This window comes from Streptomyces sp. NBC_00377, from assembly GCF_036075115.1.
Classification (GTDB): Bacteria; Actinomycetota; Actinomycetes; order Streptomycetales; family Streptomycetaceae; genus Streptomyces.
In genome coordinates, this window is the sequence record NZ_CP107958.1 from 918,167 (window position 1) to 940,118 (window position 21,952).

Below are 21,952 nucleotides of genomic sequence, written 5' to 3' on the forward strand. Positions count from 1 at the left end.
CCGCTTCCGGTGTCGCTACGTGTCCGGGCATGCCGAGGGCCCGTCGGCGGTCCGACGGGCCCTCGGTGGAACAGCCGAATCTCAGTGCTTGCGGCGCGCGTCGCGGAACAGGACGGCGAATCCGGCGAGCACCAGCAGCCCTCCGGCCGCGGCGGGCCAGAGGCTGGCGCCCGTCTCGGCGAGGCCGCCCTGGACCGCCTGGGGCTCGGTTCCGCCCGGGGTGGTGGTGTCGGCCCCCGTGCCGGCCGCGCCCTGCGACTGCTCGGCAGTGGCCGCCGCGGCGCCGGCCGGAGCCGTCGCGGGGGCGCCGATCTCGCCGCCCGAGCCGCCGCCCGCGGGCGCCGAGGTGGCCGCCTTGGGCGACGGCTTCGAGTAGACACGGGGATCGGTCGTGGCGGAGCCGCCACCTGCACCGGCGCCGCCCTTGCCGGGCTCGGTGGTCACGGGCGCGGCGGGAGTCCCCGACGGCTGCTGGGCCCCTTGATCGGAGCCGCCACCGTTGCCGGAACCGTCGCCGCCGTTGCCGTTGTCGTCACCGGAACCTGCGTTGCCGCCGTTGCCCGAACCTGCGTTGTCACCGTTGCCCGACCCTGCGTTGTCACCGTTGCCGCCGTTGCCGGAACCTGCGTTGTCGCCGGTCCCGCCGTTGTCGCCGTTGCCCGAACCCGCGTTGCCGCCGTTTCCGTTCCCGTTGTCGTCGCCGTTGCCGGCGCCGTCGTCGGAGCCCGGGTCGGTGCCCGCGCCGCAGGTGCGGCCCTGGTTGATGCAGTCGACCATCTGGCGCATCAGGTTCTCGTCGAAGACGTTGATGAAGTCGCCGTGGTCGGTCACCGGCTTGTGCAGCTGCTCGGGGAAGGAGTCCACCGCGAACAGCGGGGTGGTCTTCCCGCCGTCCTGGAGGCTCGGCGCGTCGACGTCGTACACGATGCGCTGCACCAGCTGCGGGACGGCCTTGAAGCCGTTCGCGCAGGTGCCGTCGGCGGCCGCGAAGGCCACGTGGGTACGGTGGTTGGCGCTGTCGATGTTGCTGCCGTCCCAGCAGCTCTGGAAGCGGAAGGTGCGCACCACGTCGCTGCCGGACGGGCAGAGCGGGTACTTGTCCTTGAGCTGGCGGTCCTCGAAGCCGGTGCAGCTCCAGGACGCGTTGGCGTTGGCCGTGCCGTTGACGAAGGCCTTGGCGTCACCGGTGATGATCCGCAGCAGCCGGGGCATGGCGGTGACCTGGCTGCGCGGGTTGCCCACGAAGGTCAGCGTGACCTCCTTGGGGGTGACGATCTTGCCCGCGTTGCCCTCGATGCCACCGCCGGGGCTCTGCGCGTCCTGTTCCTGGGTGCCGTTCTGGAGGCGCACGACGGGCCAGTAGTAGGTGGACTTGTCGCCCTGGTCCACGCAGCTGGTCCCGGCCTTCGCCAGGTCGTCGTCGGAGGCGAAGGCGGTGTTGGACTGGTTGCCGACGTAGTCGTGGAAGTGGTGGGCGCCGTTGCTGACGCCCGGGGCCACGATCACGTTGTCCGAGTTGAACAGGCCGTTCGCGTTCACCCCGCAGCTGGTGGTGAAGGTGCCGCGGGAGGGGCCGGAGCCGGGGTCCGGGTTCTGCCGCGCCGGCTGGACGGACTTGATGTCGGCGTAGTCCGCGGCCACGGGGCCGTTTCCGGCCTGGCCGCCGTTGCCCTGCTGCCCGTTGCCGCCCTGGTCCCCGCCGCCCTGCTGGTTCCCGTCACCGTTCTGGTCGTCGCCGCCCTGGCCGCCGTTCTGGTTCTCGTCGCCGTTGCCGTCGGCGCCCTCGTCGGCCTGGTCGTTGTTGGCGCGCAAGGTGCAGCCGGCGAGGTCCTCGAGGCCCTCGGGGCGGTCGCCCACCCGGTCGATGGCCTCCGCGATGCGTCCGATCGTCGCGCCGCGCTTCTCCTTCAACGGGTTCATGACCGCGTTGTCGGCGAAGCCCGCGTCCTGACGCACCGACTCCGCGGACTCCTGGAGTCGGCGGTACGCGTCGGCGATCTGCTCGTCCAGGCCGGCGAGTTCACGGTCGACCTCGGCCGATGCCTGCTCCGGGACGGTGGTCAGCCGCTCACCGACGTCCGGGCAGTCGATGGTGACGGCGCTGTTGCCGGCGCGCCGCGTGGAGTTGGCGTCGGAGCCGTCCTCGGTGGCCGAGGCATAGACATTCACCGCCATCAGTCCACCTCCGCCGAGAATGAGCGCCAACGCCGCGAAAGTCGCGCGGCGTCCGCCCGTCTGGCGTCTGCGCCTGTTCTGAACCAAGGAGTGCTCCTACACGTCGTCGGCGGCCATGGACATGAATCCCCCCGGCCCTATACGCATCCGGACTCAGGAGTGTTCAACCGCACCACGAATTCATAGCAAGATCTCAGACAGGCACCGTGTCCTGCACCTTCGTGGCGGCTTCGCGCCGACGGCGCCCCCGCTCGTGCATCAGGCCCATGGCGAGGGCGGCGGCCACCGCGACGAGGTGTTCGCGGCCGGCGAGGTTGGGCTTGGCGATGGACTCCCACACCATCGAGCCGCCGGTGAGGACGAACACCACGGGGGCGTGGCGGACGACCGAGAGATACGTGAACAGGCCGACGACCGCCGCGGACGGGCCGGTGTCGAGCACCTGGCCGACCTCGGGCGGCAGCCCGAGGCCCCACCAGCCCGGTCCCGCCGCCAGCATCACCCGCACGGTGAGGGTGCCGGCCAGGGTGGATCCGTAGGCGATCAGCAGGGTCCGGCGACGGCCGAGGGCGAGTTCGGCCAGCGCGAAGGCGAGGAACAGCTGGGTGATGCCCGCCCAGACCGGCAGGTCGAGGGCGGGCACGTACAAGGACACGGGAGTGCGGAGCAGGGCGACCCAGAGCGGCAGGTCGCCCTGCACGCCACCGAGGACCCGTACCGCCGTCGCGCCCGCGGGGTGCTGGGCGATGGCGTGGAAGAAGATCACCCCCGCGCAGGCGACGAAGGCCAGCAGCAGTGCGGCGGGCCCGCGTCGGCGCAACTCCCGCAAGGGATCGACGACGATGCCGTACCACTCGCCGCGCACCGTCCGGCCGACGAACGCGGCGGTACGGGCGAGCACGTGATGCCGACGCTTCCCCTCGGGACGGCCGTCGCGCGGCTCTCCTCCGGTACGGCCGACGCGCGGCTTCCCGTCTGCGCCGGCGACCCGCGAGGCGCCCTCGGTACGGTCGGCGGCGCGCGACCCGGCACCGGAGCGGCCGGCGGACGGCTTCCCCTCGGTCCGGCCGGCGTGCGGTCCGCCCTCGGTACGCCGCACGTGCGACCGGGCCCCGGCGCGGCCGACGCGTGGCGCGTCCGCGGTCCGGTCGGCGACGCGGGGGCCGCCCTCCGCCCGGCCGGCGCGCGGCTCGTCACCGGCACGGCTTTCGCGGGGCCGCTGCACTTCCGGACGCAGGATGCTCACAGTCTCCCCCGAACACGCGTCGCACGATGTTCCATACGAGTCACGCCCGGGAAGACGCAGGGACGGCGCGCGAGGATTACTCACGCGCAGTCCGGCTGCCTCACATTTCGGCCGGGCGCCGGTCGGGCGGCGCGGCCCGGGGGACCTGGGGCGGGCGGGGCGGAGCCCGACCGGTGTGCCCGATGACGCCCGGTCACGCCCGTGTAACGCAAGTGGGCTAGTGTCACCGCTGTGGAACGCACTGACCAGCGGAACATGCCCCCGGCCAGGTTACGTCGCACAGCGGGCCCGACCGGCCCCGGCGGCCTCGGCTCCCTCCCGTCCCGGACGACCGCCGCGTGAACCGACCGCTGCCCGCCGGGGCCCTGCCCACCGACGAGCCCCTCCCGGCCCTGCTCGCCGACGGCCTGCTCACCGAACGGCTCGCCCTGGCCGTACCCGAGGACACCAGGGTCGTGGTGGCGGACTACGAGATCGCGCCGGGGCGCTCGCTGCCCTGGCACTACCACGAGGGCCGGGTCGTCGCCGTCGTGACGGCGGGCGTGCTGACCCGCACCCTGGCTGACGGATCCGAGTGCGTGACGCCCGCGGGGGGATGCATCGTCGAACCGGTGGGGCCGCAGGGCGTGCACATGGCGGAGAACCGGGAGCCGGAAACCCTGCGCATCTGCGCCCTCTTCTTCCTTCCGCAGGGCAGCCCATTGTCTACGCGCGCAGAACCGCCGGACCGGGTCGCTCGCGGCTGACGCGGGCGAGCATCGGGCTCAGCGCTGCGGCCGGGGGCCCGTCTCCTGCACCGGGAACGTCTGCTCGGCGCCCGGCAGCGTCGGCCTGGGCAGCGTGGCGACGTCCTCCTGCGCCTTCAGCAGCTGCTCCTGCGTGTCGTCGGGCAGCGCCGGGGCGAGCGCACCGGTGGAGGCGAAGCGGAAGGCGGAGGTGAGGTCGCCGAAGGCGCCGCGCCGCCAGCTGCTGATGTTGGGCTCCATGACTCCGGTGAGCCGTTCCAGGAAGCGCAGCGTCGAGGTGTGGTCGAAGGGCTCCGTGGCGACCCAGCCCCCCACGGTCCAGGGCGAGACGACGATGGCGGGTACCCGGAAGCCGCCGCCGATCGGCAGCCCGGCGACGAACTCGCCGGGCGTGTCGACGGGCGGGGACGGCGGCGGAACATGGTCGAACAGTCCGTCGTTCTCGTCGTAGTTGAGGATGAACGCGGTCTTGCGCCAGACCTTGGGATCGGAGGCGATCGCCTCGATCTTCGAGGCGACGAAGGCCGCGCCCGCCGCCGGCAGATAGTCCGGGTGCTCCGACTGGCGCCCGGGCGGCACGAGCCAGGACACGGTCGGCAGCCGGTCGGCCCGGGCGTCGTCCTCGAAGGCGCCCTCGGGCTGCGGCCGTACGCCCCGTTCGTACAGCTCGGAGCCGGGAAGCGCGTCGCGGAACGCGGCGAACTGCTCCAGCAGGTTGCAGCCGTAGTCGTCCTCCTGCTGGTACACCTTCCAGTCGACCCCGGCCGCCTGGAGCCGTTCGGCGTACGTCGTCCAGCTGAACGGTGTCGGGGCGGAGTTGCGGACGACCGGCCCCCCGTGGGCGCCCTCGGGGTCGATGGTGCCGGTCATCCACATCAGACGGTTGGGCCAGGTGGGGCCGAGGACCGAGCTGAAGTAGTGGTCGCAGACGGTGAAGGTCTCGGCGAGGGCGAACTGGAACGGGATGTCCTGGCGCGTGTAGTACCCCATGACGTACGGGGCGTCGGCGCCGTCGGCATTGCGGTGGGCCGGCAGCCAGCGGTCCATCCGGCCCCCGTTCCACGCCTCGTGCTGCACCGCCCAGGCGTGGCTCGTGGACGGGATGGACTGGGCGCTGGAGGTGCGGGTGTCCAGGTGGAAGGGCAGCAGGTAGCCCGCGGGGTTGCCGGTGTCGGGCTGGTAGAAGACCGAACGTCCGGTGTCGAGGGTGAGCGCGTCGGGGTCGGCGAAGCCGCGAACGCCGGACAGGGTGCCGAAGTAGTGGTCGAAGGAGCGGTTCTCCTGCATCAGCAGGACGACGTGTTCGACGTCGGCGAGTGAGCCGCGGCGGGACGGCCCGGCCGCGACCGCCTTCTGCACGCTCGGCGGGAGGAGGGAGAGGGCCGCGGCGGCCCCCAGCGCGCCCGCGGTCGAGCCCAGGAGTCGGCGACGGGTCAACTCGGCCATGTGTGGTGTGCCCCTTGGTGAGCGGAGGAAGCGGAGGAAGGCACCGGCCCGCGCCCCGCGCGAAGCGGGGCACCGCTCGTTCTCCGCCCGGGCCGGGAACGCGGAGACCGGTGGAGGCGGCGCCGTGCCGACCGCCCGTCAGACGGTGTGACGCGCCGCGCCGCTCAGGACCACAGCTCCCCGCTGTCGCACACCCGCGCGCCCATGTTGCGCTCCATCATCGTCAGGGCCGCGTTCGCGAGATCGGCGTGGATGTGGGCGACGGCGTCCCGGGGGACGGTCACGTCGATGTGGCGGATGTGGGCGTCGAGGGCCGAGTACAGGACACACTGCTCGGTGACCTGTCCGCACAGCACGATGTGACCGATGCCCTCCTGGTGGAGCAGGTAGGACAAGGGGGTCTCGAAGAAGATCGAGTGGCGTGCCTTCAGGACGAAGAGGGAGTCGTCGTCGGGCAGCAGCGGCTCGACGAGTTCGGCGTGCGCGCCGGCGAGGGCCGTGTCGAGGAGTTCGCCGTGGTGGGAGCGCCACTGGCCGAAGTTGTCGTTGACGTGGATGACGGGCACACCGGCACGGCGGGCCCGGTCGAGGAGACCGGCGATCACCGGGACCGTCTTCCGGGCCGACGGCACAAGCAGGTCGGCGTCCGGGTGGTCGTACGTGTTGATCATGTCGATGACGATCAGCGCGGTCTTGCTCATGCGGCTATGGGTTCCCAGCGCGGCGGGAATATGACGGCACATCACTCGTCCGCACGAGAGAGCGGCCGGGCTCCCCTTCGGGAACCCGGCCGCTCTCCCGCCTCAGGGCCGTCGTCGCTCAGCCCCGCAGGGCCGGCGTCCGGCTCAGCGTGTCTCCCGGAAGGCGACGTGCTGCCCGGCCACGGGGTCGTACTTGCGCAGGACCAGCCGGTCGGCGTCGTTGCGGCGGTTCTTGCGCGTCACATAGGTGACACCGGTACCGGCGGTGGACCTCAGCGTGATGACGGGGCGCGCTGTACTGCGGGCCATGGGGGCCTCCTCTCACACCGACTCGCACCTACTGAACGCTGCTTGTCGGTCAGGGGCTGCAACAGAGGGCCGGGCCCGCGCATTCCCCGGCTCGCCCGGCCCTCCGGCGCACCGGGCGGCGCATCCTGGCGGCGCGGGCGGCCCGGCGGACGAAATCTCGGTGGCGGGGGGCACGACCCCCTCGGTTACAGTGCTCCGCCGGTATCGCGCCGGTACCGAGAGGAGACAGAGCGGTGCGCTTTGGGGTGGGGAACGTGGGGCAGGGGCTGACGCTGGCTGCCCTCGTGGCGGGGCTGATGACCGGATGCGCGGCCGAGGACGCCGGCCCGGACGCGTCGGGGGCGTCGGCGAAGACGACCGCGAAGGTCGCCCAGCGCGGCGGGTCCGTCGGGGCCCGGGGATCCGCCTGCGAACTTCCCGTCACCTTCGACATCGCCGAGTTCTGGAAGGCCGAGGCCGTCGACGCCGGGGAGGCGACCACCGCGACCGGCGACCTGGCCGACCTGGCCGGCGCGTTCCTCCGCCAGGGCCCCGTCACCATGGCCTGCGAGGTCGACGCCAAGCCCGCGGGGAAGATCGGGTTCCTGCGGGTGTGGACGGGCAAGCCGGGCGCCGCCGACGCGCGGGCCGTGCTGGAGGGCTTCGTGGCCGCCGAGAAGGAGGCGAGCGGAGCGAAGTACGGCACGTTCGAGGCCGGCGACGTCACCGGCGCCGAGGTCGAGTACGTCACCACGAGCAAACTCCTCGAGGAGTCGAAGAAGGAGCACGCGCTCGCCGTCACCACGGCCGAGGGTCCCGTCGTCCTGCACCTGGGCGGAATGGACACCGCGGAGCACGAGGCGATGCTCCCGGCGTACGAGCTGGCCAAGAGCACGCTGCACGCCACCGGCTGACCGGGGACGGCTCGGGTCGGCCGACCCCGAGGCGGGCGTACGCGCAGGTGTGCCGCGCCCGGGGCGGGTGCGGCCCCCGTGCGGCGCACCCGTGTCCGTGAGCCGTCGTCCGCCGGCAAACCGCTCGTCGCGCCGGTACCGGCCGGCCGCGACGACGCCGTTCAGTGGGCGAGCAGGTCGCGCATCCGCTCGGCGGCGCGTACGGCGGAGTCGCCGCAGCAGGTGTTGAACAGCACGTGCACCCGCTCGGCCCGCCCGGCGAGCGCCCGCACCCTGGGCACCCACTCGCGCAGCTCACCGTCGGTGTACTCGTGCCGGAAGCGGTCCTCCTTGCTGCCGGTGCCCCAGGCGGGGCTGCGGCCGTGCAGACGGACGACCGCCAGCCGCTCGCAGGAGACAGGCGTGACGGGAGGCACGGCGGACGGCAGGGACTGCCGCATGTCGACGGCGACGGCCGCGAAGCCGTGGGAGCGCAGCAGGCCGGCGGTCGCCTCCTCCTGCTCGCCCCGCCACCAGTCCGGGTGCCTGAACTCGACGCAGACCGGCCACCCGGCGGTGCGCTCGGCGCACTGGGCGAGGAACGCGTCCGCCCGCGTGCCGGGGCAAAACCACGGCGGGAACTGGAAGAGGACGGCGCCCAGTCGCCCCGTGTCCCGTAACGGCCGGATCCCGTCGGTGAACCTCCGCCACACCTCGTCCAGGGCCTTGGGGCCACGGATGTCGTCGGGCAGCCCGGGTGGCAGCACGGCGGGCCGGGTGGGGTGGCCGGTCAGGAGGGAGAACGCCTTCACGTCGAAGACGAAGCCGTCGGGCGTGCGCTGCGCCCACAGTCCGCTGGTGCGCTCGACGGGCAGCGCGTAATAGGTGGAGTCGACCTCGACGACCGGGAAGCGTTCGGCGTAGTGGCGTAACCGTCCCTCCGCGTCGCGCCGCCCGGTCGGGTACCAGCCGCTGGACACCAGGGCCCGGTCCGTCCACGAGCACGCGCCCACCAGAATCTCGCCCATGGCGTGCGGTTACCCCGACGGGAGCCGATCTTTCCCGTCGCGCGGATGCACATCCGGTCGGGTGTGGCGCATTCTTGCTGTGTCGCCCTAGCTGCGGCGCACGGACGAGGTAGGACCTGATGACTGGGAGCGCCGGAAGCGAGCGGAAGCCGTCCGGGCCGCCGCCCGCACTGCTGACCGGGGCCGTGGCGGACGCGCTGCGGGCGACGGGCGGCCGCATCGGTGGCGTGTACCTGTGCTCGGCCACGCCCGGGCTGATGCGCCTCGCGGTCCTCTCGGGGCTGCCCGGACCGCTGTTCCGCCCCTGGTGGCGGGTGATCGCGGACCGGCCGTTCCCGGTGGCCGACGTGCACCGGACGGGCGTCCCGGTGGTGCTCGCGAACGCCACGGAGACGATGCGCCACTACCCGCAGCTCGCGGCGGGCCTGCCCTTCCAGTTCGGCTCTCTCTATGTGCCCGTCGTCGCGCAGGGGCGGTCCTTCGGGGTGCTGGCGATCCTGCGCCCGGCGGTGGCCGACGCGGCGGAGGTGCAGGAGGAGCGTGAGCAGCTGGCGGCCGTCGCCGACGCCCTGGGAGCGGCCCTGCTGCGGCTGGACGCGGACGGCGGGGACGTCACCTGGGACGGGGATCCGGTCTGCGTACGGCCGCCCGCCGCGGGACCGGCTCCGGGGCGCGTCGGGCGGTTCGCGTGGGATCCCACGACCGATGTCGTCACGCTCGACGAGCAGGCCCGCGTCCTGCTCGGGCTGCCGACCGGCGGGTCTCCGGGCACGCTGGACGCCCTGGCCCGGGCCGTCGACCCGACGGACGCCCACCGGCTTCCCGGCCTGCTGCACCGGACGGCCCGGGGCCGGCCCCCGCCGCTGCCGGTCCAGGTGCGCACCACCGAGGGCGGCCTGCGGCTCCTCGAGCTGTGGGAGGCGACCGGCCCGGAGACCCGGCCGCCGGATCCCCCCGGGTCCGCCGCGGCGCCCCGCCCCATCGCCGGCGTCCTCCTCGACCCGGGCCCGGGCGCCCTCGCCGACGGAGCCGCCGACCTCCTCCCGGAGGGGGTGTTCTGTCTCGACCGGCTGGGGCTCGTCGTGTACGCCAACGCGCGGGCCGGGCACCTCCTGGGCGTCCCGCGGGACCGGCTGGTCGGCCGGTCTCTGTGGGAGGCCGTGCCCTGGCTGAACCAGCCCACGTGCGAGGAACATCTGCGCGGCGCCCTGCTGTCGCCGGCCCCCGCGCACTTCCATGTGCGGCATCCCCTCACCACCGGCCCTTCCCCCGACCCCCGGCCGTACGAGGGCGACTGGCTGCACATCTCCCTGTATCCGGGCGCCGATCTCGTCACCTGCACGGCGGTTCCGGCGAACCGGGTGCCGGACGGCACACCCCCCGAGCCCTCGCAGACGGATCCGGGCGCACCCGACACCGCCGCCTCGACCGCTCCGCTCTACCGGCCCATCGTCCTGGCCATCGCGCTGACGGAGGCCGTGACCGCCCGCCAGGTCTCGGCGGTGGTGATGCGCGAGCTGCTGCCCGCGTTCGGCGGCCGTCGGCTCGCCATCTACCTGCTCCAGGAGCGGCACCTCTACCTGGCGTGGGAGTCCGGATTCCCGGACGGCTTCCTGAGTCCCTTCGAAGGGGTGGCTCTCGACGCCCGGCTGCCCGGTGTGGAGACCCTCACCACGGGCCGGCCGCTCTTCTTCGACTCGATGCAGCAGCTGGCCGCCGCCTATCCGGGCATCGCCCTGGACGCGTCGGAGGGCGCCCGCGCCTTCCTGCCGCTGATCGCCTCGGGCCGCCCCGTCGGCTCGTGCATCCTCGGCTTCGACCGCTCGCGCAGCTTCGGCTCCGAGGAACGCACGGTCCTGACCGCCCTCGCCGGGCTGATCGCCCACGCGATGGAGAAGGCCCAGCGCTACGACACCGAGGCAGCCCTCGCCCGAGGACTCCAGCAGGCCCTCCTCCCCCGGCGGCTGTCGCAGCACGCGCGCGTGGAGACCGCCGGGCGCTATCTGCCGGGCACCGAGGGCATGGACGTGGGCGGCGACTGGTACGACGTCGTGGAGGCCGGGGACGGGCTGGCCCTGGTCATCGGGGACGTACAGGGGCACGGGGTGCAGGCGGCGGCCACCATGGGGCAGCTGCGCAGCGCGGTGCGGGCGTTCGCGCTGGGCGACCGGCCGCCCGAGGAGGTGATGGGCGGCACGAACCACCTCCTCATCGACCTGGATCCCGGCCAGTTCGCCAGTTGCTGTTACGTGCGGCTCGACCCCGTCACCGGTGTGGCCCGGGCGGTGCGCGCCGGGCACCTGCCGCCGCTGCTTCGCCACCCCGACGGCCGAACCGAGGCCGTGGACCTGCCCGGCGGCGTGGTGCTCGGGGTCGACCCGCGCGCCCACTACCCGGTGACGGAGCTGCGGCTGGAGCCCGGCGCGATCCTCGCCCTCTACACGGACGGGCTGGTCGAACGGCCCGGCGAGGACATCGACGACGGCATCGCGGCACTGCTCCGCGCCCTCGCCGAAGCCGGCGGCCGCCCCGGGCCTCCCGCGGACGGCGCCTACGGGCCGCGGTCCGGCGGCTCTCACGGCCTGTCCCTCAGGGACGTCACCGGACCGTCCCGGAACCCGGCCGGGGCGGGTTCCGGCACCACCCCTTCCCCGGCCGGAGGCGGGGCCGCCGGGCCGCGTTCCGGCGGGCCTGCCCACCCTCCCCTGGCGGCGGTCGCGGACCGGCTCACGGCCACGGCCCGGCAGGCCGCGGACCGGGCGGACGACATCGCCCTCCTGCTGGCCACGCGCCGGCCCGCGGCGGACACCGCCTCCGGCGAACACCCACGCCACGGCCGTGACGGTGCGTGACTTCCCGCCACCGCCACCGCCACCGTCGGCGTCGCACGAGCCACCGGGGCCGTCCGACGGCTCTCGTCTGCCGGTTCGGGTGGCCGACGGCGCGCGCGGGCGGACGGGGCCACGGGTTCGCGGGCCGAGAGCCGAGGACGTGCCGGTGCGCGACTCCGGTCTCAGTCGGGCGAGTTCACGGCCCGAGCCGTCCCCCGCGGCCGGTCATCGTGCTGCCGGGCACGTTCCGGCCGCCCTCCCGCCCGTCCCCCCACCGAGGCCGCCGACCGGCTGACGGCGACGGCCCGGCAGGCCACGGGGCGCCCGGACGGCATCGCCCGGCCGCCGGCCGCACGCCGGGCCGCGGCGAAGGCCGCCTCCGGCGCACACCCACGCCACGGCCGTGACGGTGGGTGACGCCCCTCGCCTCGCGCGGCCCGGCAGTGTAGACATGGCACATGGTCCGACTCCTGGGGCGCTCGGACGCCCGGCCGGCCCGTCGTCCCCGGGGCCCGCGGGTCCGGCGCCCGCCCGAGTCCGCCCTGGGCGGGCGCAGTCTCGCAGCGCAAGTGTTCGTGCTCCAGGTGGTCATCGTGCTGCTGCTGGTCGTGGCCGCCGTGGTGGCACTGCTGCTCCAGGTGCGGCACGACACCACCCAGGAGGCCCGCAACCGCTCCCTGGCGGTCGCGCAGACCTTCGCCAACTCGCCGGGCATCGTCGAGGCCCTGAACAGCCCGAACCCGACGGCCGTGCTCCAGCCGAAGGCCGAGGCCGCCCGCGAGGCGTCCGACATGGACTTCATCGTCGTCATGAACACCGAGGGCATCCGCTACACCCACCCCAAGCCGGACCGCATCGGCAAGAAGTTCGTCGGGAACATCCAGCCCGCGCTGGACGGCGGGGTCGTGGTCGAGGAGGTGGACGGGACCATCGGTCGGCTGGTGCAGGCCGTGGTGCCGGTGAAGTCGGCCGACGGCAGCGTGGTCGGGCTGGTGTCGTCCGGCATCACCACGGCACACGTCGGCGGCAACGCCGACCGCCAGCTGCCGCTCGTCCTCGGCAGCGCCGCGGTGGCCCTCGCCCTGGCCACCGCGAGCACGGCGCTGGTCAGCCGCCGCCTGCTGCGCCAGACCCATGGCCTGGGGCCGCGCGAGATGACCCGGATGTACGAGCACCACGACGCGGTCCTGCACGCCGTGCGGGAAGGCGTGATCATCGTCGGCGGGGAGGGGGACCTGCTGCTCGCCAACGACGAGGCGCAGCGCCTGCTGGACCTCCCGCCGGACGCCGAGCGGCGCCAGGTCCTCGAGCTGGGACTCGACCGGGACACCGCCGAACTGCTGGCCTCCGGGCGGATGGTCACCGACGAGGTGCACCTCGTCGGGGAGCGGCTGCTGGCGATCAACCAGCGGCCCACCGACCTGGCGGGCGGACCGGCGGGCAGCGTCGCCACCCTGCGCGACTCCACGGAGCTGCGGGCCCTGTCGGGCCGGGCGGAGGCGGCCCGTGAGCGTCTGGACATGCTGTACGCGGCCGGGGTGGGCATCGGGACCAGCCTGGATGTCGCACGGACCGCCGAGGAGCTGGCCGAGCTGGCCGTGCCGAGGTTCGCGGACTTCGCGACCGTGGACCTCTTCGACGCCGTCCTGGACGGCGAGGAACCGGAGGCGCGCGGCGCGCTGCGGCGCACGGCGGTGAGCGCGATCCGCAAGGGCGCACCGCTCTACACGGTGGGTGAGCGGATCCGGTTCGTGGACTCCAGCCCGCAGGCCCGCAGTCTGGGCGACGCCCGGGCGGTCCTGGAGACCCATCTCTCCCGGGCGCCGGGCTGGCGGGCCCAGGACCTCGAACGTACCGAGCAGATCGTGGAGTTCGGCATCCACTCGCTGATCACCGTGCCCGTGCGGGCCGGCGCCCTGATCCTGGGCGTGGTCAGCTTCTGGCGTTCGGAGCGGCCCGATCCGTTCGACCCGGACGAGGTGGTGCTCGCGGAGGAGCTGGTGGCGCGGGCCGCGATCTCCATCGACAACGCGCGCCGCTTCACCCGCGAGCACGGCATGGCGGTCACCTTGCAGCGCAGCCTGCTGCCGCGCACCCTGCCCGAGCAGAACGCCCTGGACATCGCCTACCGCTATCTGCCCGCGCAGGCGGGCGTGGGCGGTGACTGGTTCGACGTGCTGCCCCTGTCAGGGTCCCGGGTCGCCCTCGTGGTGGGCGACGTGGTGGGCCACGGGCTGCACGCGGCGGCCACCATGGGGCGGCTGCGCACCGCGGTGCACAACTTCTCCGCCCTGGACCTGGCCCCGGAGGAACTGCTGGGGCTGCTGGACGAGCTGGTGGCCCGCATCGACCAGGACGAGGCGGACGACGGCACCGACGCGCCCGTCTCCGGGGCGACCTGTCTGTACGCCATCTACGACCCGGTCTCCCGGCGCTGCACGATCGCCCGGGCGGGTCATCCGCCGCCGGCGCTGGTGCATCCCGACGGCCGGGTGGAGTACCTCGAGGTGCCGGCCGGACTCCCGCTGGGGCTGGGCGGGCTGCCGTTCGAGACGGTCGAGCTGGAGCTGGCCGAGGGCAGCTCGCTGGTGCTGTACACCGACGGGCTGGTGGAGGACCGGGAACGGGACATCGACACCGGTCTTGAGCTGCTGCGCGCTGCCCTGGGGCACAGTGCCGAGGGCCCGCCCGAGGCGATCTGCCAGGCCGTCCTGGACGCCCTGCTGCCGCCCCGCCCGAACGACGACATCGCGCTGATCGTCGCGCGGACCCGGGCGCTGGGCGCCGACCGGGTCGCCGAGTGGGACGTGCCGGTGGACCCGGCGGCGGTCGGCGAGGTGCGGTCGGCGGTGGCGCGGCAGCTGGCCCGCTGGGATCTGGACGATCTGTCGTTCACGACGGAACTGATCCTGAGCGAACTGGTCACCAACGCGATCCGCTACGGCAGCGGCCCCGTGGGTGTCCGTCTGCTGCGCGACCGCACCCTGATCTGCGAGGTCTCCGACGGCAGCAGCACCTCACCGCACCTGCGGCACGCGGCGATGACCGACGAGGGCGGCCGCGGGCTGTTCCTGGTGGCGCAGCTGACCGAGCGCTGGGGCACCCGCTACACCCCCAAGGGGAAGGTGATCTGGGCCGAACAGCCGCTGCCCTGAGGCGAGTCGGCCGCCCCTCCACTCATAAATGATGCTTATGAGTCCATAGACCGGACCCGTGTACCGGGTAAGGTTTGCCTTAGTTTAGGCTTCCCCCGAGTCGATCTGTCGCCACTCGAAGGGAACCTGATCATGCCCCGCCCCCTGCGGGTAGCCATAGTCGGAGCCGGCCCCGCCGGGATCTACGCCGCCGACGCGCTGCTCAAGTCCGATGTGGCCGCCGGCCCGGGTGTCTCCATCGACCTCTTCGAGCGCATGCCGGCCCCGTTCGGCCTGATCCGCTACGGCGTCGCCCCGGACCACCCCCGGATCAAGGGCATCGTCAACGCCCTGCACCAGGTCCTCGACAAGCCGCAGATCCGCCTCTTCGGCAACGTCGACTACCCGACCGACATCAGCCTGGACGACCTGCGCGCCTTCTACGACGCCGTGATCTTCTCGACCGGCGCGACGGCCGACCGTGAGATGTCGATCCCCGGCATCGAGCTCGACGGCTCCTACGGCGCCGCGGACTTCGTCTCCTGGTACGACGGTCACCCGGACGTCCCGCGCACCTGGCCGCTGGAGGCGGAGAAGGTCGCGGTCCTGGGCGTCGGCAACGTCGCCCTCGACGTGGCCCGTGTGCTGGCGAAGACGGCGGACGAGCTGCTGCCGACAGAGATCCCGGCCAACGTCCACGAGGGCCTCAAGGCAAACAAGGCGCTGGAGATCCACGTCTTCGGCCGCCGTGGCCCGGCGCAGGCGAAGTTCTCCCCGATGGAGCTGCGGGAGCTGGACCACTCCCCCACCATCGAGGTCATCGTCGACCCCGAGGACATCGACTACGACGAGGGCTCCATCGCGACGCGGCGCGGCAACAAGCAGGCCGACATGGTGGCCAAGACGCTGGAGAACTGGGCGATCCGCGATGTCGGCGACCGCCCGCACAAGCTGTTCCTGCACTTCTTCGAGTCGCCGGCCGAGATCCTCGGCGAGGACGGCAAGGTCGTCGGTCTGCGCACCGAGCGCACCGCCCTCGACGGCACCGGTAACGTCAAGGGCACCGGCGAGTTCAAGGACTGGGACGTCACGGCCGTCTACCGCGCCGTCGGCTACCTCTCCGACAAGCTTCCCAAGCTGCCGTGGGACCTCGAGTCCGGCACCGTCCCGGACGAGGGCGGGCGCGTCATCGAGGAGTCCGGCGAGCACCTACAGTCCACGTACGTCACCGGCTGGATCCGGCGCGGCCCGGTCGGTCTGATCGGCCACACCAAGGGCGACGCCAACGAAACGGTGTCGAACCTGCTGGCCGACCACGCGAACGGCCGTCTGCACACGCCTGTCTCCCCCGACCCGCAGGCCGTGGACGCCTTCCTCGCCGAGCGCGAGGTCCGCTTCACCACCTGGGAGGGCTGGTACAAGCTGGACGCCGCCGAGAAGGCGCTGGGTGAGCCGCAGGGCCGCGAGCGCGTGAAGATCGTCGAGCGCGAGGACATGCTGCGCGAGAGCGGCGCGTAAGGCCCGGGCGCACGGGGGTTCGGAGGCCGGCGTCGGACCGCTCGGCACGGCCACGACCAGGCATCCGAACCCCGTCCCCGGTCGCGCTCAGCCGTCGTCGCGCGGGTAGGTCTGGATCACCCGGGCATGCACATCGGCCCGCAGGTAGGCGCTTCCGTAGTCGTCCGACAGGTAGACGCTCATCGTCGGCCCGGAGTCGAAGACCGAGGAACCCGGGTTGATCACCAGATAGCGGCTCGTCGGCCGGGGAACGCCCAGGGTCTTCGTGGCCCGGGCGAGCAGCGCGGGCACGGCGTCCCAGTCGTAGACGTCCAGGTCGACGGGGATGGTGCCGTTCATGACACTGCCGCCGGGGCCGTCCTTCACCGCCACGTCCCCGCCCCGGTAGACGTACCGGTCGTAGAGCTTGGGATGTCCGGCGACGATGCCCTCGGCGATGGCGTACTCGCCGTACACGACGAGGCTGCTGACCTTCGCCCCGCCCATGGCGGTGGTCAGCTTCGCCACGGCCGTCCTGATGCCGTCCGCGGTGAGCAGGTCCACCTTCGTCGCGGCGGCGACGTCGCCGGACGAGCCGCCCGAGGACCCCGCCCGGGCGCTCGTCGAAGCGAACGCCGACACCGACGCCGACACGGACGGGTCCGACCCGGCCGCGCCGCCGTTGCCGTCGTCGGTCGTGTGCGGGAGCAGCGTCCACATGAGGACGCCCATCAGGGTCGTGCCGACGACGGCTCCCACGACGATCGCACCGCGCCGACGCCGCTCGCGGGGCCGGGCCCCGGTGTACGGCAGGGCCGGGGTGACGTGGGCGATCTCCGGCGGAGCCAGCGGATAGGAGGTCGGCGGGGCGTCCTGGACCGGCGCCGTCACCGGCGCCGACGCGCGGACCGACGGATCCGGCGTGTCCCCGGCCGCGGTCACGGCCGCGAGCATCCGGTCGACGTCGGCGGCGTCGGGGCGCGCCCGCGGGTCACGGACCAGCAGCGCCCCGAGGACACCGGTCAGCGGTCCGGCCCTGCGCGGCTCGGGCACGTCCTCGCCGAGGACGGCCGCAAGGGTGGCGAGCGTGCTCGCCCGGCGCAGCGGATGGTGCCCCTCCACGGCGACGTACAGCAGCATCGCCAGCGACCAGAGGTCGGCGGCGGGACCGCCCTCCTTGCCGCTGACCCGTTCCGGCGCCATGAAGTCGGGCGAACCGATGACCGCGCCGGTGGCGGTGAGACTGGTGGCCTCCCGGACCGCGGCGATACCGAAGTCGGTGAGCACGGGCCGCCCGTCGGGACGCAGCAGGACGTTGGCGGGTTTCACGTCGCGGTGCTCGATGCCGACGGCGTGCGCGGCGCGCAGCGCGGACAGCACCTCGCGGCCCAGCCGGGCGGCCTCGACCGGATCCATCGCGCCCCGGTCGAGCCGGTCCTGGAGGGAACCGCCCTCGACCAGTTCCATCACGATCCACGGGTACGTGTTCTCGCCGCCGTCGACGATGTGATGGATCGTGACGACGTTGGGGTGGTGGACGCGCGCCAGCGCGCGGGCCTCCCGCAGGACGCGCTCGCGCAGCATGCGGGCGCCCTCGGGGTCGTACTCGGCCAGGTCCGGGTCCGGCGGCCGCACCTCTTTCACGGCCACGTCCCGATGCAGTGCCAGGTCGTGGGCGCGCCACACCAGGCCCATGCCTCCGCCGCCCAGTCTCCCGACCAGCTCGAAACGGCCGTCGACGACGCGTCTGTGAGGTTCCGCTGTGCTCATGGAGGGGAGCTTAGGCGTACGGGCCGACAGCCGATGTGCCGACCGGAGCAGGCAGCGGGAATGGTCCGCAGGAGCCACGGGCATGCTGTGAGCGAGGTCACTTCCGCCGGGCCGTGCCGGAACCGTTCCCGGACCGCTCCCCACTCGCTCATCGCCCTCCCCCGCGAAGGACATGTGCTTTGGCTCTTATGCACCCTGACGCCCCCTCAGCCCGCCGTCCGGGCCGCTGCTGGACGATCCGTGTGGTCGGGCACCGGGACCGCACCGCTTCGGTCACCTGCTCCTCGACCTGCGTGATGCCGCCGCGCTCCCGGGACATCCCGGCCCTGCGCCGCTTCGCGGAGGCCCACGCGGCCGCGCACGCCAGAGCGGCGGCCGTGCATCACGACGCCTCCTGCTCGTGCCGTCGTCAGCAGTGCGCGCTGCACGAGGGCACCCGGGTCGCCTGCGCGGGCACGGTCGTCCTCGTGCTCCGGCACGACCCGGCCGTCGGCCAGGTATGGACGCTCAGCGAAGTCTGCGCCGCCTGCGCCGCGTTGCTGCCCCACGCGCGCGTGCTGAACCGGTCGGCTCCGCCGGCGCCCCGGGCCCCGGTCACGCCGACAGACACGGGGACGGAGGCAGGGGCGGGGAGGGGCGAGGACACCGACACGGCTGCGAGAAGGGGTCCTGGCACCGGCCGGGGCACGGGAACGGACGCGGGCTCGAACCCCGCTTCCGGTTCGGGACCGGGTCCCGGTTCGGCCGGGGGCCCGGGCGCCGGCCGGCCGACTCCGTCCGGGCCGGGGACGCCGACCGTGGGACCGCCGAGACTCGTCCCGGGCGGGTTCAGCGCGCCCTCGTCGGGCGCCGGCGCGGGCCCGGAACGCACGGGCGGGCGACGGCGCGGGGCCGGCGGACGGCGCGGCAGGACCACAGGGTGGTAGCGGCTCCCGCAACAGCGTTTGCGGGTAAGCGATACGGCGACGGACCCGACGCCGCACGTCTCCCCCCGAACCGGCGTCCGGCTCCGCAGCGCGGGCCCGTCACGGCGGACCACCGGACCGCCGGACTCCGTGAGGGCTGATACGAGACCCACGGCGCGGAGCTCGCACGGCCGGCTGCCGGACGCCCTCCGGACGGATCAGAACGGTGCCCTGGAACCAGGACTCCCGCTCGGGCCCGTCACGGCCGGCCCGCCGGATTCCGTCGGAGAGGGGACGGCAGTGCCTAGCCGGCCCGGCGCGGCCCGGCCGCCGGGCTCCGTCAGAATTCGTAACGGGACTGCGGCGGGATCCGCACAGGCAGGGTGCCGAAGATCCGGCCCCGGGGCTGCGCCGCGGGCGGCTCGTCGTGCCGGACGACGGGCGGGCCCTCCGGCGACCGCCCCGCCACCAGTTCGGCGATGCGTGCGCCGCTGCGCCGCCCCTCCCGGTGCAGGCGGCCTATGTCGATCCTGTCGTCGGCGAGCAACGTCAGGACGGCGGACGGCCCGGCCGCGTAGGCCGTGAGGTATCCGCCGGCCCCGCGCACCAGGAGTTCACGGAACTCGCCGCGGGCCGCGAGGTCGACCATCCGGCGCCCGACGCCGAGCGCGGCCGCGGTGAGCGCGGCCAGCCCTTCCGGCTGCACGTCCGGCATGTCCTGGGCGAGGACGAGGCCGTCGGCCCCGGCCGCCAACGCCCCCGTCAACTCCGGCACACGCAGACGCAACCGGTGCAGTTCGTACAGAACCTCGGCCTCGACGGCCATGACCGTTGTCCCTTCGGCGCGTTGACGACTGACGCGGATCAAGTGCGGTGCGGCGCGCGGTGGTTCAGGTGCCTCTGAGGCTACGGAAGTCGGCGGCCGGAAGCGACTCCTTCGGCACTTTCCCTTGGAACATGCCAGGCACAACCCCGGCGCGCAACGTGTCCGGGCGGAAGCGCCGCGAGCGGGCGATCACCGACCTGACGGCCCGAGCGCACCGGCCGCGCCCCCCGGCGATCCGGAGGTCACACGGATCTCGGGTGCGGTCCTGCCGGTCGACGAAGGGGGGCGGGCCCGTACGGCGGGCCCGCCCCCCTTCTCTCCCCCGCACACAGCCTCAGCGGGCGTCGTCCAGCCGGAGCAGGACGGCGGTGTCGGGGCGGGGCAGGGAGACGGTGAGGATTCCCTCCGCCGCGTCCCACCGGGCGCCGGCACCGGACGGGCCGGAGTGGAGCACCTCCGGTACGAGGGGAACACCCCGCAGACGGGGCAGGGGGAGCGTGCGGCTCGCGCTGCCCGGTCCCCTGCGCCATACCGTCAGCAACGTGGCCCCCCGGCCCCGGAGCCCGTGCGCGATCCAGGCGTCCTCCCACGTCGGCAGCCCGAGCGGCCAGAAGGGGTGAGCGGTGGCGATCGACGGGCGGATGTCCTTGTACACGCGGATCGCCGAGCACACGAGGGCGAACTGTTCGTCGCTCATACGGTCGAGGAAGCCCGAGAGGTGGACGCGGCCGAGGAGCGCCCCGGTGAGTGTGAAGGCGATCCGGTCGAGGCTGTGATCCGGCTGCGGGTACGCCCACACCGCGGCCTGCTCGGGTGTCACGGCGGCCGCGGCCGAGGCGGCGATCGGCGGGTAGCGCAGCGGGTCCTGCTGGTCGCTGGTGGACTGGAGCTGCGCGACGGCCAGTTGTGCGTAGTCCATGCGCAGGCCGCCCGACCCGCAGTTCTCCAGGACGAGACGGGGGTGCCGGTCGAGGAGCGAGGCCATCCAGTCGAGGTGCGCACGGTGATGCCCGAGCAGTCCGGCACCCGGGCTTTCGTGGCCGTTCTCCGTGCCGGGGCCGATGTTGATGTTGTAGTCGAGCTTCAGGTAGCCGACGCCCCACTCGCCGACCAGCCGGTCCACGACCTCGTCGAGGTGGGCGCGGGCGGCCGGATGGCGCAGGTCCAGGTGGTGCCGGCCGTGCTCGGTGACACGCAGGCCGCCGCGCCGGAAGAACGCCTCCTCGGGCAGGGTGCGGGCCAGCGGGCTGCGGACGCCGACGACCTCGGGTTCGAGCCAGAGTCCCGGGGTCATGCCATGCCGTCGGATGGCGTCCAGGACCTCCTGGATGCCACCGGGGAAGCGGTGGGGGGCGGCCTCCCAGGCGCCGACGGAGTCCCACCAGCCCTGGGCGTCGTCGTCGTACCAGCCCGCGTCGACGACGAAGACCTCGGCGCCGGCCGCCCCCGCGGACTCGACGAGGGGCAGCAGCTTCTCCGTGGTCGGGTCACCCATGAGGGTGTTCATGTAGTCGTTGTAGATCACCGGCAGGGCGCGCAGGTCGGGGTGGTCGCGGCGGATGCTCCGGCGGTGGTCCGTGAGCACCCCGAAGGCCGCGTCCAGGCCGCCCGTCTCGGTCCGGACGAGCACGGCGGGCACGGTGGTGAACTCCTGGCCGGGGGCGAGTGTGTGGTGCCACTGGTGGTGGGCGTCGTCGGGGCCGAACAGGGCCACATAGGCGGCGCCCTCGCGCTCACCGGTCTCGAAGCGCCAGCCGGCGCTGGACTCGATCTGCCACAGCCAGGCGCGGCCGCCCCGGTCGGTGAGGCCGGCCACCGGGAGGTGGCGGCCGGTCGACCAGCTTCCCTGGGAGTACCGTGCGAAACAGCCGCGGCCCTCGTGGCCGTGCGCGGACCGGCTCAGCGGGACGACCCGGTCACGGAAGGGGGCCTGTCGCCACCGGCATTCGGCGAGCCACTCGTTGTCCGCCCAGTGCAGGGTGAGGCCGTCCGGGGAGCCGTCTGCGCCGGTCATGCCACCGAGGGTCAGGGTGGTCACGCTCTCCAGCCGGATCGGTGCGCCGCCCTCATTGGCCAGCCGCACCCGGGCCCGCAGAAAGCCGGTCCCGGTATCCGCCGGGCCGGGGCCCGTCTCGAGTGTGACGTCGGCGGCGAGGCCGGTCACGGGGTCGGCCAGCCGGATCGTGGTCCGCTCCCCGCCCTTCTCCTGGACCGTCTCGTGGTCGCGGAGGGCCAGGCGGTCGCCGATGGCCGTCTCGATGAAGCGTTCCCCCGACCACAGGCGCCCGTGGCCGGTGGCGGTGACCTCCACGAGGGGGACCAGGCGGGCCCAGTCCTGGTCGGGTCTGCCCAGCCGCACCGAACCGGTGGCGTCGACGAAGGCGTGCAGCCCGAGTTCCGGGCTCGACCAGATGCGGGACCTCTCCACTACGGCAGTGGTCAACGAAAAGTTCCCCTTCCGGGACG

Annotated in this window: 14 protein-coding genes; 5 read left to right on the top strand and 9 right to left on the bottom strand. The window is 73.6% G+C overall.

Features of this window, described 5'->3' with window-relative positions:
• Positions 1-81 precede the first annotated feature (81 nt).
• Both OHS71_RS04180 and OHS71_RS04185 read right to left on the bottom strand, forming a co-directional pair.
• Positions 82-2,175, bottom strand: a complete 2,094-nt coding sequence (locus OHS71_RS04180) for a DUF1996 domain-containing protein (protein WP_328476909.1) — start codon at positions 2,173-2,175, stop codon at positions 82-84.
• A 193-nt stretch (positions 2,176-2,368) separates the two neighbouring features.
• A complete protein-coding gene (locus OHS71_RS04185) occupies positions 2,369-3,421 on the bottom strand; it encodes a hypothetical protein (RefSeq protein WP_443046848.1) in 1,053 nt (350 codons plus the stop codon).
• A 338-nt stretch (positions 3,422-3,759) separates the two neighbouring features.
• Here OHS71_RS04185 and OHS71_RS04190 point away from each other — a divergent pair, with 338 nt between their 5' ends.
• Complete coding sequence (locus OHS71_RS04190; protein ID WP_328476911.1) at positions 3,760-4,167, top strand: cupin domain-containing protein; 408 nt, start codon at positions 3,760-3,762, stop codon at positions 4,165-4,167.
• Between the two features lie 18 nt (positions 4,168-4,185).
• Here OHS71_RS04190 and OHS71_RS04195 read toward each other — a convergent pair whose 3' ends face one another.
• The 3 genes from OHS71_RS04195 to rpmG form a co-directional block, all read right to left on the bottom strand.
• Complete coding sequence (locus tag OHS71_RS04195; protein ID WP_328476913.1) at positions 4,186-5,613, bottom strand: alkaline phosphatase family protein; 1,428 nt, start codon at positions 5,611-5,613, stop codon at positions 4,186-4,188.
• A 164-nt stretch (positions 5,614-5,777) separates the two neighbouring features.
• Positions 5,778-6,314 (bottom strand): cysteine hydrolase family protein, encoded by a 537-nt coding sequence (locus OHS71_RS04200; protein WP_328476915.1) that lies wholly within the window; start codon positions 6,312-6,314, stop codon positions 5,778-5,780.
• A 144-nt stretch (positions 6,315-6,458) separates the two neighbouring features.
• Positions 6,459-6,623 (bottom strand): 50S ribosomal protein L33, encoded by a 165-nt coding sequence (rpmG, locus tag OHS71_RS04205; protein WP_328476918.1) that lies wholly within the window; start codon positions 6,621-6,623, stop codon positions 6,459-6,461.
• 233 nt (positions 6,624-6,856) lie between these two features.
• Between rpmG and OHS71_RS04210 the strand changes: the two genes are divergently transcribed.
• Entirely contained in the window at positions 6,857-7,516 is a 660-nt protein-coding gene (locus tag OHS71_RS04210; RefSeq protein WP_328476920.1) for a lipoprotein, read from the top strand.
• 161 nt (positions 7,517-7,677) lie between these two features.
• On the opposite strand, the gene OHS71_RS04215 is transcribed toward OHS71_RS04210, so the two are convergent.
• The gene (locus OHS71_RS04215) at positions 7,678-8,523 is read right to left on the bottom strand and encodes a DUF72 domain-containing protein (RefSeq protein WP_328476922.1); all 846 of its coding nucleotides are present in this window, start codon (positions 8,521-8,523) and stop codon (positions 7,678-7,680) included.
• A 119-nt stretch (positions 8,524-8,642) separates the two neighbouring features.
• Between OHS71_RS04215 and OHS71_RS04220 the strand changes: the two genes are divergently transcribed.
• The 3 genes from OHS71_RS04220 (at position 8,643) to OHS71_RS04230 (ending at position 16,006) form a co-directional block, all read left to right on the top strand.
• Positions 8,643-11,375 (top strand): SpoIIE family protein phosphatase, encoded by a 2,733-nt coding sequence (locus tag OHS71_RS04220; protein WP_328476924.1) that lies wholly within the window; start codon positions 8,643-8,645, stop codon positions 11,373-11,375.
• A gap of 437 nt (positions 11,376-11,812) precedes the next feature.
• On the top strand, positions 11,813-14,509 hold the full coding sequence (locus OHS71_RS04225; RefSeq protein ID WP_328476926.1) for a SpoIIE family protein phosphatase: 2,697 nt from the start codon (positions 11,813-11,815) through the stop codon (positions 14,507-14,509).
• Between the two features lie 132 nt (positions 14,510-14,641).
• Positions 14,642-16,006, top strand: a complete 1,365-nt coding sequence (locus OHS71_RS04230) for an FAD-dependent oxidoreductase (RefSeq protein WP_328476928.1) — start codon at positions 14,642-14,644, stop codon at positions 16,004-16,006.
• A gap of 87 nt (positions 16,007-16,093) precedes the next feature.
• Here OHS71_RS04230 and OHS71_RS04235 read toward each other — a convergent pair whose 3' ends face one another.
• From OHS71_RS04235 to OHS71_RS04245, 3 genes are all read right to left on the bottom strand, one after another.
• Positions 16,094-17,755 (bottom strand): serine/threonine-protein kinase, encoded by a 1,662-nt coding sequence (locus tag OHS71_RS04235; protein WP_328476930.1) that lies wholly within the window; start codon positions 17,753-17,755, stop codon positions 16,094-16,096.
• Positions 17,756-19,000: 1,245 nt separating this feature from the next.
• The gene (locus OHS71_RS04240) at positions 19,001-19,486 is read right to left on the bottom strand and encodes a roadblock/LC7 domain-containing protein (RefSeq protein ID WP_328476932.1); all 486 of its coding nucleotides are present in this window, start codon (positions 19,484-19,486) and stop codon (positions 19,001-19,003) included.
• Between the two features lie 334 nt (positions 19,487-19,820).
• Entirely contained in the window at positions 19,821-21,929 is a 2,109-nt protein-coding gene (locus tag OHS71_RS04245; RefSeq protein ID WP_328476934.1) for a glycoside hydrolase family 36 protein, read from the bottom strand.
• Positions 21,930-21,952: the final 23 nt, after the last annotated feature.

Excerpts from the sequence above, each read along its gene's own strand:
- OHS71_RS04215 (WP_328476922.1), bottom strand. The coding sequence starts at position 8,523 with ATGGGCGAGATTCTGGTGGGCGCGTGCTCGTGGACGGACCGGGCCCTG.
- OHS71_RS04230 (WP_328476928.1), top strand. The coding sequence starts at position 14,642 with ATGCCCCGCCCCCTGCGGGTAGCCATAGTCGGAGCCGGCCCCGCCGGG.
- OHS71_RS04180 (WP_328476909.1), bottom strand. The coding sequence starts at position 2,175 with ATGGCGGTGAATGTCTATGCCTCGGCCACCGAGGACGGCTCCGACGCC.
- OHS71_RS04235 (WP_328476930.1), bottom strand. The coding sequence starts at position 17,755 with ATGAGCACAGCGGAACCTCACAGACGCGTCGTCGACGGCCGTTTCGAG.
- OHS71_RS04225 (WP_328476926.1), top strand. The coding sequence starts at position 11,813 with ATGGTCCGACTCCTGGGGCGCTCGGACGCCCGGCCGGCCCGTCGTCCC.
- OHS71_RS04240 (WP_328476932.1), bottom strand. The coding sequence starts at position 19,486 with ATGGCCGTCGAGGCCGAGGTTCTGTACGAACTGCACCGGTTGCGTCTG.
- OHS71_RS04220 (WP_328476924.1), top strand. The coding sequence starts at position 8,643 with ATGACTGGGAGCGCCGGAAGCGAGCGGAAGCCGTCCGGGCCGCCGCCC.
- OHS71_RS04195 (WP_328476913.1), bottom strand. The coding sequence starts at position 5,613 with ATGGCCGAGTTGACCCGTCGCCGACTCCTGGGCTCGACCGCGGGCGCG.
- rpmG (WP_328476918.1), bottom strand. The coding sequence starts at position 6,623 with ATGGCCCGCAGTACAGCGCGCCCCGTCATCACGCTGAGGTCCACCGCC.
- OHS71_RS04200 (WP_328476915.1), bottom strand. The coding sequence starts at position 6,314 with ATGAGCAAGACCGCGCTGATCGTCATCGACATGATCAACACGTACGAC.